The organism is Streptomyces sp. NPDC102283, assembly GCF_044766265.1.
GTDB lineage: Bacteria > Actinomycetota > Actinomycetes > Streptomycetales > Streptomycetaceae > Streptomyces.
In genome coordinates, this window is record NZ_JBIWLQ010000003.1 from 224,809 (window position 1) to 239,315 (window position 14,507).

The window sequence follows — 14,507 nt, forward strand, 5'->3', positions numbered from 1 at the left end:
ATGGAGCCGATCCTGGCGGCGGCCCCCGGGGTCTGGATCCTGTTCTCGACCGCCTGGAACCCCGCCGCCGGACCGCTCACCGCACCGGACCGCGCCCACGCGGACCGGCTGACGGGCAGGGCCCGGCGGACCGCGCACCGGGCCGGGCGGAGCGCCCTGCGCGCCCTGCTGACCGAGCGCTTCCCCGAGGCCGCCGCCGCGGACATCGCGTACGGGCCCACCGGCCGCCCCCACCTGCCCGACCGGCCCCGCCTCGGCGTCAGCGTCAGCCACAGCGGCACGGCGGTCGCCGTCTGCGCCGCGTACGACCGCGACGTGGGCATCGACGTACAGCAGCCGCCCCAGGAGATCGCCGACCCCCTCCTGCGGTGGTGCGCGCCGCGGGGCCGCAGCGCACTGCTGGCGCTGCCGGCGCGGGCGAGGGCACGGGAGTTCGCCTGGCTGTGGACGGTGAAGGAAGCCCTCGGCAAGGCCGCGGGAGACGGGCTGGCGGGCCACGCCTTCCACGCCGAGCCCGAACCGGGCGCCACCGGGGGAACCTGGGGCCGCTACACGTGGGCCAGCCTGCGCGCCGCCTCACGCCTACCGCTCAGCTGCGCGTACGGCCCGATCGCGACGCAAGCGACCGACCGCCGGATCGCGACGCAAGCGACCGACCGCCCGAACTCACCGAAAGGCCGACCGACGTGAACGCCGACCAGGAGTGGCTGCACCCCTTCGCCACCACCACCAACACCGCCACCACCCGCCCGCCCGGCGCGACGCCCCGGGCCCGCCTCGTCTGCCTGCCGCACGCGGGCGGCTCCCCGTCGTTCTTCCGCGACTGGCCGCGCCACCTGGACCCGGAGATCGAGCTGAGCGCCGTCTGCTATCCCGGCCGCCAGACGCGCTTCGCGGACCCGGTCATCACCGACATGCGCGTCATGGCGGACCGGCTCGCCGCCGTGCTGGCCACCGGGAGCGACCTCCCGCTGTGGCTGTTCGGCCACAGCATGGGCGCACTCCTCGCCTACGAGACGGCCCTCACCCTGCGCGAGGGGTTCGGCCGCCCGGTGGCCGGCCTCCTGGTCTCCGGAGCGGTCCCGCCGCACCGCAACGAGTCCCGGGGCATCCACACCCGGGGCGACGAGGCCATCGTCGCGGACGTCCTGGACATGGGGGCGGCGGAGAGCGAACTGCTCGCCGACCCGGAGTTCCGCGCCTTCCTGCTGCCCGCCTTCCGCGCCGACTACGAACTGATCGAGACGTACCGGCCGACACCCGGCGCCGCCCCGCTCGACGCCCCGCTGACGGCCTGCTTCGGCACCGAGGACGAGGACGCGCGACGCTGGGTCGACGAGTGGCGCGCGTACGGCTCGGGCCCCACCGCCGTGGTCTCCTACCCGGGCGACCACTTCTACCTCCAGGACGCCGCCCCCGACCTGGTCCCCGACCTGTCCCGCCGCATCCTCGCCCCCCGCCCGGCATGACCCCCGCCCCGACGGCCCGCCGCTGGCTGCTCACCCCGACCGGCGCCACCACGGGCGCCCCGGACCTGTACTGCTTCCCGCACGCGGGAGGGAATCCGGCCGAGTACGCGCGCTGGGCCGAAGGCCTCGGCGACACCACCCTGCACGTGGTCCGGCTCCCCGGCCGCGCCGGCCGCCACCGCGAGCCCCACGCCGCGACCCTGGCCGACCTGGTGCGGGACTTCGTCACCGACGTGCCGCTCGACAACGGCCCGTTCTCCTTCTTCGGCCACAGTCTGGGCGCCCTGGTCGCGTACGAGATCACCAGAGCCCTGCACACCACCGGCCGCCCGCTGCCCGACCGCCTGATCGTCTCCGCCCTCCCGGCCCCGCACCTGCCGCGCCCCGGGCATCCCCTGCACACCCTGCCCGAGGACGCCTTCCTGGAAGCGGTCTCGGCACGCCACGGCGGCATCCCCGAACCGGTCCTGGCCTCCCGCCACCTACGGGCGATGATCAGTGCCCCGCTCCGCGCCGACCTACGCCTGGCCGAAACCCACCGCCACCACCCCGGCCCCCCGCTCCCCGTCCCCACGACGGTCTTCACCGGCACCACCGACACCCCGGCCGCCACCGCCCCCGAGGCCTGGCAGCACCACATCTCACCGCCCCTCACCATCCGCACCTTCCCCGGCGGCCACTTCTACTTCCGCGAGAACGAAGCCGCGCTCCTGGCGGCCCTGCGCGGGACGCTGACGGCCGCACCGGCGTGAACCCGATCGCGACAACGGCCGAGGGCCGCCGCCTCCCGGGGGAGGCGGCGGCCCTCGGCCGTGTTCCTGACGCGGGTCAGGAGAGGTGTTCCTAGATGTCGAAGTACAGCTCGAACTCGTGCGGGTGCGGACGCAGCTGGATCGGGGCGATCTCGTGCGTGCGCTTGTAGTCGATCCACGTCTCGATCAGGTCCGGCGTGAAGACGCCGCCCGCCTGGAGGTACTCGTTGTCCGCCTCCAGGGCGTCGAGCACGGCCGGGAGGGACGTCGGGACCTGCTGGACGCCTGCGTGCTCCTCGGGAGCCAGCTCGTAGAGGTCCTTGTCGATCGGCTCGGCCGGCTCGATCTTGTTCTTCACACCGTCCAGGCCCGCCATCAGCAGCGCGGAGAACGCGAGGTACGGGTTCGAGGACGGGTCCGGGGCGCGGAACTCGACGCGCTTGGCCTTCGGGTTCGAGCCGGTGATCGGGATGCGCATCGCGGCGGAGCGGTTGCGCTGCGAGTACACCATGTTGACCGGGGCCTCGAAGCCGGGGACCAGGCGGTGGTAGGAGTTCACCGTCGGGTTGGTGAAGGCCAGCAGCGACGGGGCGTGCTTCAGGATGCCGCCGATGTAGTAGCGGGCCATGTCCGAGAGGCCGGCGTAACCCTGCTCGTCGTAGAAGAGCGGGATGCCGCCCTGCCACAGCGACTGGTGCACGTGCATGCCCGAGCCGTTGTCGCCGAAGATCGGCTTCGGCATGAAGGTCGCGGTCTTGCCGTTGCGCCAGGCGACGTTCTTCACGATGTACTTGAAGAGCATCAGGTCGTCGGCCGCGGCGAGCAGCGTGTTGAACTTGTAGTTGATCTCGGCCTGGCCGGCCGTGCCGACCTCGTGGTGCTGGCGCTCGACCTGGAGGCCGTTCTTGTCCAGCTCCAGGGAGATCTCGGCACGCAGGTCGGCGAAGTGGTCCACCGGCGGGACCGGGAAGTAGCCGCCCTTGTAGCGGACCTTGTAGCCGCGGTTGTTCTCCTCCGACCCGGTGTTCCAGGCGCCGGCCTCGGAGTCGATGTGGTAGAAGCTCTCGTTCGCCGACGTCTGGAAGCGGACGTTGTCGAAGACGTAGAACTCCGCCTCGGGGCCGAAGTACGCGGTGTCCGCGATGCCGGTCGAGGTGAGGTACGCCTCGGCCTTCTTGGCGATGTTGCGCGGGTCACGGCTGTACTGCTCGCCCGTGATCGGGTCGTGGATGAAGAAGTTGATGTTGACGGTCTTGTCACGGCGGAAGGGGTCCACCCGAGCCGTCGACAGGTCCGCGCGCAGCGCCATGTCCGACTCGTGGATGGCCTGGAAGCCGCGGATCGACGAACCGTCGAAGGCCAGTTCCTCGGCCGGGTCGAAGGTCGCTGCCGGGATCGTGAAGTGCTGCATCACCCCGGGCAGGTCGCAGAACCGGACATCGATGAACTTGACGTCGTTGTCCGCTACGTACTTCTGCACTTCGTCGGCGTTCTGGAACATCCAACTCCTCCTACTCCCGGCCCGGGAGGGACGGGGTTGTAGCTCGTGGTGCGGCCAGTGCGGTGGCACACGCTGGACCCGACCATAGGCAGGCGTGATTTCTCAAGCGTGACCCATTTGTTTCGCCCAAGTTAACCGGGGCGGTGGTGGGCGGCACCTCCGCGACTGTTTCCGGTGCCCCGCCCGGCCTCGGGCAAACGCGGGCGCAGTACCGTGGACGGGTGGACAACAGGCAAGCAATCGGATCGTGGCTCTCGGGGCCCCGCGCGGCCGCCGAGGAGATGGGCGCCGACTTCGGCTACCGGGGCAAGGGGCTCGGGCTGCCCGAGGAGGGGCCCGGCTCGGTCGCTCCGCTCGGCCGCCGCTTCGGGGCCCTCTTCATCGACTGGACCCTCTGCATGCTGATCGCATACGGGCTGCTCGCCCGCGGTGACCAGCAGGCGGCGGGCAACTGGGCGCTCGGCATCTTCCTCGTGATGAGCCTGCTGACGGTCGGCACCATCGGCTGCACGCCCGGAAAGCGCCTCCTGGGCGTCCGGGTGGTCGCCGACGACGGCGGACGGCTCGGGTTCGTGCGGGTCGCCGTGCGGACCGTCCTGCTCCTGCTCGTCATCCCCGCGCTGGTCTGGGACCGCGACGGACGCGGACTGCACGACAGGCTGTCCCGCGCCGTGCAGGTCCGGATGTGACCTTCCCGGTGCGCGCGGACGGGATCTCCCCGACACGCCCATGAGAAACGGGGCGGCCCCGGGACCGTTCACCGGTCCGGGGCCGCCCCGTTCTGCGTCACGTCGAAGTCAGCGCATCTTCCCGCCGCGCGGCATCCTCATGCCCTTGGGCATCGGGCCCTTCGGCAGCGGCATGTTGCTCATCAGGTCGCCCATCGCGCGCAGCCGGTCGTTGGTGGAGGTCACCTGCGGGCCGGTCAGGACGCGGGGCAGCTTCAGCATCTTGGTGCGGACCTTTTTCAGGGGCACCTGGCCGTCGCCGTTGCCGACGATGATGTCGTGCACCGGCACGTCCACCACGATGCGGGCCATCTTCTTCTTCTCGGACGCCAGCAGGCTCTTCACCCGGTTCGGGTTGCCCTCGGCCACCAGGACGATGCCGGCCTTGCCGACCGCCCGGTGGACGACGTCCTGGCTGCGGTTCATCGCCACCGCGGGGGTGGTGGTCCAGCCGCGTCCGATCCGGTCCAGGACGGCGGCCGCCGCTCCGGGCTGGCCCTCCATCTGTCCGAAGGCCGCCCGCTCGGCACGCCGGCCGAAGATGATCGCCATCGCGAGGACGGCCAGGACGAAGCCCAGGATGCCCAGATAGACCGGGTGTCCGATCGCGAAGCCGATGCCGAGGAGGACACCGAACGTGATGATTCCGACACCCGCGACGACAAGACCGATCTTGCTGTCGGTCCGCCTGGTCATCTTGTAGGTCAGGGCGATCTGCTTGAGCCGCCCTGCGTTCTCGGCGCTGTCCGCGCCTTCAGTTTTTGCCTTCCTCGCCATGTACCGAAGTTTACGTGGCGTGGGAGTGACCTAGGAACGGTGGTCGGCCACGGCTTCCAGCACGTGCTGGGCCTCCACCCGGTCCTTGGCGCGGCGGCGGTCCTCCAGGACGGCCGTCCAGGCGTTGCGGCGGGCGGTGCGCTGGCCGCCGCTCAGCAGCAGCGACTCGACGGCGCGCAGGGCGGTGGTGACGGACGGAAGGGCGTGGGCGCGGACCGGGGCGGCCTGCATCGTGGTGTTCCCCCTCGGAATGGATGCGCCTGTGGGGCGCGGTTGAGTACGGGAAGCAGTGACGGCGGCGGCTGCTGGGGTCGCTGCCGCACGTGTACCCAGGGTCATTGCTTGGTGTTACCAGCGCATGACCGGGCGGTCAAACACCAATGAAGCCTTGATTCCGTCGGCGCGCACGCCGAAGCGGTCCGTACGCGTCCCCGACCTGCGGGGAGCGTCCGGACCGCTTCGATGACGCGGTTACTGCTCGGTAGTGCTCGTGAGCGGATTCACACGCCCTCCGCGGCCCGGGTGCTCCCGGCGGCGGCGACGCCACGCGCCTCCATCGCCTGCTGGAAGAGACGCCCCGCGCGGTACGAGGACCGCACCAGCGGGCCCGACATCACGCCGGAGTAGCCGATCGCGTCGGCCTCGTCCTTCAGCTCGACGAACTCGTGCGGCTTCACCCAGCGCTCGACCGGGTGGTGCCGTACGGAGGGGCGCAGGTACTGCGTAATCGTGATGAGCTCGCAACCTGCGTCGTACAGGTCCTGGAGCGCCTCGCTGACTTCCTCGCGGGTCTCGCCCATGCCGAGGATCAGGTTCGACTTGGTGATCAGGCCGGCCTCGCGGGCCCGCGTGATGACCTCCAGGGAACGCTCGTAGCGGAAGCCGGGGCGGATCCGCTTGAAGATCCGCGGCACCGTCTCCACGTTGTGCGCGAGCACCTCGGGGCGCGAGGAGAAGACCTCGGCGAGCTGCTCGGGCTCGGCGTTGAAGTCGGGGATCAGCAGCTCGACCTTGGTCGCGCCGGCCTCCCGCTCCGCGGTGAGCGTGTGGATCTGGCGGACGGTCTCGGCGTACAGCCAGGCACCGCCGTCCTCCAGGTCGTCGCGGGCGACGCCGGTGATGGTGGCGTAGTTGAGGTCCATCGTGACGACCGACTCGCCGACGCGGCGGGGCTCGTCACGGTCCAGCGCCTGCGGCTTGCCCGTGTCGATCTGGCAGAAGTCGCAGCGCCGGGTGCACTGGTCGCCGCCGATGAGGAAGGTGGCCTCGCGGTCCTCCCAGCACTCGAAGATGTTGGGGCAGCCCGCCTCCTGGCAGACCGTGTGCAGCCCTTCGCCCTTCACCAGCTGCTGCAGCTGCTTGTACTCGGGGCCCATCTTCGCCCGCGTTTTGATCCACTCGGGCTTGCGCTCGATGGGGGTCTGGCTGTTCCGGACCTCCAGGCGCAGCATCTTGCGCCCGTCGGGTGCGACAGCGGACACTCCGGCTCCCCTTTGCTCTCTGCTGCGTTGGATTCGCGTCGGGTTCGCGTGGGATGCGCGAGCGATGCGCGAGGGACTCGCTTTGGATTCTTTGGCTGATACCAGGGTACGCCCGTACATCGAACGGCCTTGCCCCTGCCCAACCTGCGGCCGACGGGGCCTATTCCCCGGCCGGTGGCGGCGGTCGTGCTACTGGCCGGTACGGCCGGTGGCCCCTAGGCGGGGGCCGGAGCCGGGGCTGGAGCCGGAGCCGGAGCCGGGGCCTGGGTCGGAGCCGCAGCCGCGGCCTTCGGCTGTTCGACCACGCGCGGTGCGAGCTCCGCGTTCTCCAGGATGTCCCGCAGATGCTTCTCGGCGACCGGCAGCACCTCCTCGATGGTGATCTCCCGGCCCAGCTCGTTGGAGAGGGACGTGACCCCCGCGTCGCGGATGCCGCACGGCACGATCCGGTCGAACCAGGTGTTGTCCGGGTTCACGTTGAGGGCGAAGCCGTGCATCGTGACGCCCTTGGCGACCCGGATCCCGATCGCGGCCAGCTTGCGGTCCTCGCGGCGCTGGCCGGCGTTGGACGGGGCGTACTCGGGGCCGTTCAGCCGCGGGTCGAACTCCTCGTCCTGGAGCCTCGGGTCGAAGTCCAGCGAGAGCCCGCCCAGCGCCTGGCGCCGCTCGACCGGGTCGCCGAGCACCCAGACGCCGCTGCGGCCCTCGACCCGGGAGGTCTCCACACCGAAGTCGGCGGCCGTGCGGATCAGCGCGTCCTCCAGCCTGCGGACGTGCGCGACGACGTCGACCGGGCGCGGCAGCTTCTGGATCGGGTAGCCGACGAGCTGCCCGGGGCCGTGCCAGGTGATCTTCCCGCCGCGGTCCACATCGATGACCGGCGTGCCGTCCAGTGGACGCTCGCTCTCCGCCGTGCGGCGCCCCGCGGTGTAGACGGGCGGGTGCTCCAGCAGCAGACAGGTGTCCGGCACCCGGTCCTCGAACCGGTCCGCGTGCACCTCGCGCTGCTTCTGCCAAGCCTCCGTGTATGCGACGGCCTGGTCGCCGAAGCCCAGACGGACGAACCGCAGTTCGCTCACCGATGCCTCCCTACGTGGGCCCCGCGTGCCCGGAGGGTGTCCCCGGGGTGACGGAACCCTGCACTGATCGCGCCCGTGTCCACTGTACGACCGCTGCCCGGACGGCCCCCCGGCAGGTGCGGGGGCCCTGGACCGGACCGTCCACGGGGCGGACGTTTCCGTCAGCTCCGCCCGGAATCCTCACACGATCGGATGAACGTGGAGCAAAGGGTGGCTGCGACCGCTCCGGCGGCCGCTAAATTCGCGCCGTTCCCATGAGGGCTGCCCGTCCGGCCCCGAAGGCAGGAGACCGTACAGCTGATGTCGGAACGACCCCCGCAGCGCACGCCCAACCGCCGACTCGCCTCACTCATCGCGGAAGCCGGCTTCTCGCACGCCGGCCTGGCCCGCCGGGTCGATCAGCTCGGCCTCGAACACGGCCTCGACCTGCGGTACGACAAGACCTCGGTCACCCGCTGGCTGCGGGGGCAGCAGCCGCGCGGCACCACGCCCGCGCTGATCGCCGAGGTGTTCACCCGGCGGCTCGGTCGGCGGCTCTCCGCGCAGGATCTCGGGCTCGACGCCTGCGCACCCGTCTACGCGGGCCTGGAGTTCGCCGCCACCCCCGCCGAGGCGGTCGACATCGTCAGTGGCCTCTGGCGCAAGGACTCCGGCTCCCACATCGAGCTGCGCAAGATCGCCTTCACCCCGGCCGGACTCGTCGTCCCCAGCCGTGACTGGCTGATCGGCCGGGCCGACGAGTGGGTGGCCCGGGAGGGCGCCGCCGCCCGACGGGCCGGGGCAGAGGCCGGAGCGCCACCGCCCGCCCGCCCGGGCGGGGCGCCGCGCACCGAGGCCCGGGGACTGCCGCGCCCGACCGGCGGACCACTGCGGCCCACGCCTCCAGGCCCGTCGACCACGCATCCACCCGCCACGCACCCTTCCGTTACGCATCCGCCCGCTCCGCATCCGCCCGCCGCCGGGGCGCCGACCGCGGCCGGAGCGCTCCCCGTGGTTCCGCGCCAGCGCCAGACGGACCGCGGCCCCGGCCAGCGGGTCGGCGGCGGGGACGTCGCCGCGCTGCGTTCGGTCGGCGAGCTGTTCCGCACCCTCGACCACGCCTACGGAGGCGGCCACGCCCGGCAGGCCCTCGTGCGGTATCTGGAGCACGAGGCCGAGCCGATGCTCCGGGGTACGTACGGCGAGGCCACCGGGCGGCGGCTGTTCGCCGCGGTCGCCGACCTGACCCGGCTGGCCGGCTGGACCTCGTACGACATCGCCGCCCACGGCCTGGCCCAGCGGTACTTCGTCCAGGCGCTGCGCCTCGCCCAGGCCGCCGGGGACCGCGGGTACGGCGCCTACGTGCTGATCACGATGAGCCGCCAGGCGGTCTACCTCGGGCACGGCAGGGAGGCCGTCCAGCTCGCCCGCGTGGCCCAGCAGGGCGTCGGCTCGGCCGCCCCGCCTCTCGTCCAGTCACTGCTGCACGCGGTCGAGGCGCGCGGGCACGCCGTGCTCGGCGAGGCACGCTCCTGCACCGCCGCCCTGACCCGGGCCGAGCACGCCCTGGAGACCGCACGCCCCGGCGACGAGGTGCCGCACTGGGCCCGCACCTTCGACGAGGCGCAGCTCGCCGACGAGCTGTGCCACTGCCACCGCGACCTCCAGCAGTACCGGGCCGCCGCCCAGCACGCCGAGCGGTCGCTCCAGCTGCGCGCACCGGCGTACGCCCGCAGCAGGCTGTTCTGCCGGGTGGTCCTCGCCTCGGCCCGGCTCGGCCTGGGCGAGCTGGACCAGGCCTGTCTGCTGGGCGCGGAGGCGGCCCAGCAGGCGGCCGAGATGCGCTCGGTGCGCGCCGCGGAGTACGTACGCGCCTTCGAGCGCAGCCTGGAGCCCTACCGGGACGCCGTCGCCGTACGCGGCTACCGCGACCGGGTCGCCGCCCTCGGCTGAACCGACTCCCGGCGGAAGCCCTCGGCCGAACCGGTCGGGGCGCGGTCGGGCCGCGTCACGCCGCCTCCGGCAGGCGGGGGCTCCTCTCGTGCGTGCCCGGGACCGCCAGGTCGGTCAGGATCGCCTCGGCCGCCCGCCGCCCCGAGTGCAGCGCGCCCTGGACCGTGCTCGTGTCGCGGTGGTCGCCGCACACGTACAGCCCGGCCAGTACCCGCACCGGGCGGCGCGGATCGTGCGGGGCCTCCATCGCGGGCACCGCCTCCGGGTCGTGGTGGGCCGCCAGCAGCTCCCAGCCGTCCGTCGGCACGCCGTACAACGCCGCCAGGTGCGCCCGCACCGAGCGGTCCAGGTCCGGTGGCGGCGTCCCGAACACCGTCGAGGTGATCAGCGTGCGGCCCTCCGGCGCCCGCGAGGGATCGACCTCGCTCATCACCGCGGTGTACGCCACCGGGCCCGACCGGTCGCCGTCCAGCACCAGCGACCTGCCCGTGGGCGGCGATGCGGGCGCGCTGTGGTGAAGGACCGTCACCGGGTGGAAGGACGGCACCCGCAGACCGGGCAGCAGCTCGGCCGCGGCCCCCGCACCGGTCGCCAGCAGCAGGGAGCGGCACCCCAGCTCGCCGTGCTCCTTGGTACGTACGGAGGTGATGTCGGCGGCCGTCACATGCACCCCGGTCCGGACCGTGCCCGACGGCAGCGAGGCCGCCAGCAGCTCCGGCAGCGCCGACGACCCGCCCGCCGGTACGCACAGGCCGCCGCGCGCGTAGTCCCGCAGGGCGAGATCGGCGCACCGGCTCGACGTGGCGAGGGCGGGGTCGCTGAGCAGGGCCGTGAGCAGGGGGCGCAGGACGCCGTCCACCGTACGGGCGGGCAGGCCGAGGCCGGGCAGGGCCCCGACGGCGGTCCGCTCCGGGCGGGCCAGGAGCCGGGCCTGCGGGGCGCCCGCCAGCCGCGACAGTGCCGCGCCCAGCCGGGCCCGGTCGATCGCGCCGGTCACCACGCCGCCCCGGCCGCCCCCGCGCGCCGGGGTGCCGTGCTCGTGCCCGGACGAGCCCTGCGCAGCCCAGGGTGCGCGAGGAGCGCGGGGGGCTCGGACAGCTCGGGGGGCGCTCGATCGGGTGCGCACTGCCTTGAGTGCGCCCCTCGCGCTCCGTATGTCCCCGGTGAGCTGGCGGCGGCCCCCGCTGTGGACCAGGACACCCGGCGCGAACTCCCGCAACTCCGGAGCGCCGAGCCCCGGGGTGCCGGTCAGCTCGGGCCAGGACGTGCAGAGGAGCGGGCCCAGCCGGTCGAGCCGGAACCCGTCCACCTCGTCGGTGGCGAGCCGGCCGCCCACCCGGGGCTCGGCCTCCAGGACACTGACGCCGAGCCCCGCCCGGATGAGCAGGTGGGCCGCTGACAGGCCGGCGATTCCGGCCCCGATGATGACCACATCTGCGTGGTGTGCCGTGCTGCGCACGTGCCCCTCCCCGAGTCGGTGCGACTGGTGGGAGGCTCTTGCCCCCAACAGGCCCCCGGAATGCCGGAGTTCGCAACGAGGCTAGGAGGATGGCTGATACTGCGTCAGACGCGCGTACCGGGGAGCACCGGGGCACGGGGTCGCACACACCGCGCCCGGCGGGTGGTGAAGGGCGCGCGGCCCCGGCCCTCCGGCGCGGACCAACGGCCCCACGGCCCCGCCCGCCCGCTCAGCGCAGCGCGGCGCGGATCGCCCCGTCGATGCCGGGGAAGGCGAACGAGAAGCCGGAGTCCAGCAGCTTCGCCGGGATCACCCGCTGGCTGCCCAGCACGTCCTGCGCGAACTCCCCGAGCGCCAGCCGCAACGCGGGCGCCGGCGCGGGGAACAGCGTCGGGCGGCGCAGCACCCGGCCCATCGCCGCGGTCACCTCGGCGTTGGTGACGGGCTTCGGCCCGGTCAGGTTCACCGGCCCGGTCAGCGACTCGGTGTCCAGGATGTGGCGCAGTGCCGCGACATGGTCGTGCAGCGCGATGAAGCTCCAGTACTGGCGGCCGTTGCCCAGCTTCCCGCCGAGCCCCGCCTTGAACAGCGGGAACAGCCGCCCCCAGGCCCCGCCCTCGCGGCCGACGACCAGCCCGGTCCGCGCGTGCACCGTGCGGACGCCCGCTTCCTCGGCGGCGGCGGTGGCCGCCTCCCACTCCTCGCAGACAGACGGCAGGAACCCGTCCCCGGGCGGCGCGCTCTCGTCCACCGGGCGGTCCCCGGTGTCGCCGTAGAAGCCGATGGCGGACCCGGCGAGCAGCACGCGGGGCGGGGTGTCGAGCGAGGCGACGGCCTCGGCGACGGCGGCGGTGCCCAGGACCCGGCTGTCCCGGATCTCCCGCTTGTAGGCGTCGGTCCAGCGGTGGTCGCCCACCCCGGCCCCGGCCAGGTGCACGACGGCGTCGCAGCCGACGAGGCCGGCCACGTCCACGTAACCGCGCTTGGGGTCCCACTCGACCTCGTCGCCGGCTCTGGCGGGGCGGCGCACCAGGCGGGCCACCTCGTGCCCGTCGGCGCGCAGCGAGCGCACCAGCGCCGCTCCGATGAGTCCGGACGATCCGCTGACGGCGATACGGGAGCTCGGCATGGGCCCATCCTGCCCCATGAAACGTCTCGAATACCGGGAACGCCGCGTGGCACAGTGGCCCCATGGCCCGACTCACCCTCCACCCCGTCCGCACCGCCGTGCCCGCCGACGAAGACCAGCTCGCCGAGCTCGACCGGTCCACCTGGTCGACACTGCACGCGGTCCTGCCGCGGCCGACGCCCCCGTACGACCCCTTCTTCGGGGAGCGGTATCCGCCGGAGGACTTCCTCGTGGTGGAGGCGGACGCGGAGACGGCGGGCGGCGCGGCCCGCGTCGCCGGGTACATACGCCTTGTCCCGCCCACCCCGCTCGCCGCCAACGCCCACGTCCGCCAGATACGGGGCCTCGCCGTGGCGACCTGGGCGCGCGGGTCAGGCGCGGGGCGGACCCTGGTGCGGGCCGCTTTCGCCGAGGCCCGCCGCCAGGGAGCCGGCCGGATCACGCTGCGGGTGCTCGCGCACAACGACCCCGCCCGCGCCCTGTACGCCTCCGAGGGCTTCGCCGTCGAAGGAGTGCTGCCCGGGGAGTTCTTCCTGAACGGGCGTTACGTCGACGACGTCTGCATGGGACGCTCGCTCGGCCCCGCCTGAGCGCCGGGGGTCACCGGGGCCCGAAGCGGTCCCACAGCTCGGGGAAGCGGGCGGCCAGCGCCTCCTCGTCCTCGAAGTCGACCGGGGAGCCCAGCGGCTCCGCGGCCTGCGGCGGCAGCCCCAGGTCCGGCGCGACCACGCCGGTGAGCTGCTCGTACGCCTCGTCGGCCGCGTAGCCCAACTCCTCGCCGTCCCCGTCGGCCTCCTCGTCGAAGTCCTCCAGCAGCTCCGCCAGACCGTCCGGATCGTGCAGCGCCCCCTCGAAGACCTCCCGGCCCTGGCCGATCAGCCAGCAGCGGAAGTAGTCGAACGCGTCGTCGCTCGCCCCGCCCAGCAGCACGGCGGCCGCGCCCCACAGATCCCAGTGGTAGGCGCGGTTGTAGCGGGCCTCGAAGTGCCGGGCGAAGTCCAGCACGGAATCGGGATCGAGCTGCACCAGCCGTTCCACCAGCAGGTCGGCGTGGTCCTCGGGGTCGCCTTCGGCGGCCTCGCGGGTGCTGTCGATGATCTCCCAGAATTCCGTTTCGTCCATCACGGGTCCAGCATCCAGCCTGCGGAGGGCTCCCGCACGCGCAGACACCGAATTGAAGCCTTTCAGCGATACATCTCGCGCAGGCGTTCGGCGGCGTCCGCGAACCGGATCCGCAGCGCATCGGGTGCCAGGACCTCCAACTCGGGTCCCAGCGCGAGCAGCTGGCCGTAGGCCACGTCCAGTGATTCCACCGGCAGCGTGAGGGTGCGCCACCCGTCCGGGCCGGGCTCGGAGGCCTCCGCGAGCGCGGTGGCGGCCGCCGCCCGGTCACCGGTGTACGCCAGCATCCGCGACCCGCGCTCGGACACCCGTACGGTCACCTCACCGCGCAGCAGGGACCGGGCGAACCCGGCGGCCCGCTCCTCCCAGAACCCGGGCAGGTCGAAGGTCTCGTCCCGGTCGAAGCGTTCATCGGCCAGCTCCACGGCCGTGAACCGGTCGATCCGGTACACCCGGAAGTCCTCGCCCGCCCGGGCACAGAGATACCAGACCCCGGCCTTGAGGACGAGGCCGTACGGAGCCAGCTCCCGCGCCACCTCCGTCCCCTCCCGCTCGCGGCCCCCGCCCCGGCGGTAGCGGGCCCGCAGCAGCCGGTCGTCCCAGACCGCGTCGGCGATGACGGGCAGCAGCTCGGGGGTCTCCGGCTCGTGGTACCAGGAGGGGGCGTCCAGGTGGAAGCGCCGGGCGGCGGAGGCGGAGGCGTCGCGCAGGGAGGGCAGCAGCGCCGCCGACACCTTGAGGCGGGCGGCCGACGCCGCGTCCTCCAAGCCCATCTCGCGCAGCGCGGCGGGCAGCCCGGAGAGGAACAGCGCCTCCGCCTCGTCGCGGGCGAGACCGGTCAGCCGGGTGCGGTAGCCGCCGACGAGCCGGTAGCCGCCGGCCCGGCCGCGCTCCGCGTACACCGGGACGCCCGCGTCGGAGAGTGCCTGCGCGTCCCGGGTGACCGTACGCTCCGACACCTCCAGCTCGGCCGCCAGTTCGGCGGCGGTCATCGCGGGGCGGGCCTGAAGGAGCAGCACCATCTTGATCAGCCGGGCAGCGCGCATGGGCCCATTGTGGCGGCAGGCACGCCCGCCTC

At 73.3% G+C, this 14,507-nt stretch carries 15 protein-coding genes; 6 read left to right on the forward strand and 9 right to left on the reverse strand.

Translation table 11 applies throughout. The features are described 5' to 3' along the window. From ACIRJT_RS07805 to ACIRJT_RS07815, 3 genes are read left to right on the forward strand one after another with little or no spacing between them, the layout of a single operon-like run. Positions 1-690, forward strand: a complete 690-nt coding sequence (locus ACIRJT_RS07805; protein WP_403905945.1) for a 4'-phosphopantetheinyl transferase family protein — start codon at positions 1-3, stop codon at positions 688-690. Continuing rightward, on the forward strand, positions 687-1,469 hold the full coding sequence (locus tag ACIRJT_RS07810; RefSeq protein ID WP_403905948.1) for a thioesterase II family protein: 783 nt from the start codon (positions 687-689) through the stop codon (positions 1,467-1,469). The genes ACIRJT_RS07805 and ACIRJT_RS07810 overlap by 4 nt, the downstream gene beginning before the upstream one ends. Continuing rightward, positions 1,466-2,221 carry a thioesterase II family protein gene (locus tag ACIRJT_RS07815; RefSeq protein WP_403905950.1) on the forward strand — a complete coding sequence of 252 codons (756 nt, stop codon included), beginning with the start codon at positions 1,466-1,468 and terminating at the stop codon, positions 2,219-2,221. The genes ACIRJT_RS07810 and ACIRJT_RS07815 overlap by 4 nt, the downstream gene beginning before the upstream one ends. A gap of 91 nt (positions 2,222-2,312) precedes the next feature. Here the strand turns inward: ACIRJT_RS07815 and glnA are convergent, their stop codons facing one another. Continuing rightward, the gene (glnA, locus tag ACIRJT_RS07820) at positions 2,313-3,722 is read right to left on the reverse strand and encodes a type I glutamate--ammonia ligase (RefSeq protein WP_403905953.1); all 1,410 of its coding nucleotides are present in this window, start codon (positions 3,720-3,722) and stop codon (positions 2,313-2,315) included. A 281-nt stretch (positions 3,723-4,003) separates the two neighbouring features. Between glnA and ACIRJT_RS07825 the strand changes: the two genes are divergently transcribed. Next, positions 4,004-4,411 carry an RDD family protein gene (locus ACIRJT_RS07825; protein ID WP_402012717.1) on the forward strand — a complete coding sequence of 136 codons (408 nt, stop codon included), beginning with the start codon at positions 4,004-4,006 and terminating at the stop codon, positions 4,409-4,411. 108 nt (positions 4,412-4,519) lie between these two features. Here ACIRJT_RS07825 and ACIRJT_RS07830 read toward each other — a convergent pair whose 3' ends face one another. The 4 genes from ACIRJT_RS07830 to lipB form a co-directional block, all read right to left on the reverse strand. Beyond that, positions 4,520-5,227 carry a DUF4191 domain-containing protein gene (locus tag ACIRJT_RS07830; protein WP_403905955.1) on the reverse strand — a complete coding sequence of 236 codons (708 nt, stop codon included), beginning with the start codon at positions 5,225-5,227 and terminating at the stop codon, positions 4,520-4,522. Between the two features lie 30 nt (positions 5,228-5,257). Then, positions 5,258-5,458, reverse strand: a complete 201-nt coding sequence (locus tag ACIRJT_RS07835; protein ID WP_096631684.1) for a hypothetical protein — start codon at positions 5,456-5,458, stop codon at positions 5,258-5,260. Between the two features lie 269 nt (positions 5,459-5,727). Next, entirely contained in the window at positions 5,728-6,708 is a 981-nt protein-coding gene (gene lipA, locus ACIRJT_RS07840; RefSeq protein WP_403905959.1) for a lipoyl synthase, read from the reverse strand. A 215-nt stretch (positions 6,709-6,923) separates the two neighbouring features. After that, positions 6,924-7,787 carry a lipoyl(octanoyl) transferase LipB gene (lipB, locus tag ACIRJT_RS07845; protein WP_403905962.1) on the reverse strand — a complete coding sequence of 288 codons (864 nt, stop codon included), beginning with the start codon at positions 7,785-7,787 and terminating at the stop codon, positions 6,924-6,926. Between the two features lie 300 nt (positions 7,788-8,087). Between lipB and ACIRJT_RS07850 the strand changes: the two genes are divergently transcribed. After that, positions 8,088-9,719 (forward strand): regulator, encoded by a 1,632-nt coding sequence (locus tag ACIRJT_RS07850; protein WP_403905964.1) that lies wholly within the window; start codon positions 8,088-8,090, stop codon positions 9,717-9,719. A gap of 55 nt (positions 9,720-9,774) precedes the next feature. On the opposite strand, the gene ACIRJT_RS07855 is transcribed toward ACIRJT_RS07850, so the two are convergent. After that, entirely contained in the window at positions 9,775-11,178 is a 1,404-nt protein-coding gene (locus ACIRJT_RS07855) for an FAD-dependent oxidoreductase (protein ID WP_403905966.1), read from the reverse strand. Positions 11,179-11,407: 229 nt separating this feature from the next. Beyond that, a complete protein-coding gene (locus ACIRJT_RS07860; RefSeq protein ID WP_403905968.1) occupies positions 11,408-12,307 on the reverse strand; it encodes a TIGR01777 family oxidoreductase in 900 nt (299 codons plus the stop codon). A gap of 62 nt (positions 12,308-12,369) precedes the next feature. On the opposite strand from ACIRJT_RS07860, the gene ACIRJT_RS07865 reads away from it, so the two are divergent. Next, entirely contained in the window at positions 12,370-12,897 is a 528-nt protein-coding gene (locus tag ACIRJT_RS07865; protein WP_403905970.1) for a GNAT family N-acetyltransferase, read from the forward strand. Between the two features lie 10 nt (positions 12,898-12,907). On the opposite strand, the gene ACIRJT_RS07870 is transcribed toward ACIRJT_RS07865, so the two are convergent. Further along, positions 12,908-13,429, reverse strand: coding sequence for a DUF4240 domain-containing protein (locus ACIRJT_RS07870; RefSeq protein WP_403905972.1), 522 nt, complete (start codon positions 13,427-13,429; stop codon positions 12,908-12,910). 62 nt (positions 13,430-13,491) lie between these two features. Continuing rightward, positions 13,492-14,475, reverse strand: coding sequence for a helix-turn-helix transcriptional regulator (locus ACIRJT_RS07875; protein ID WP_403905975.1), 984 nt, complete (start codon positions 14,473-14,475; stop codon positions 13,492-13,494). Positions 14,476-14,507: the final 32 nt, after the last annotated feature.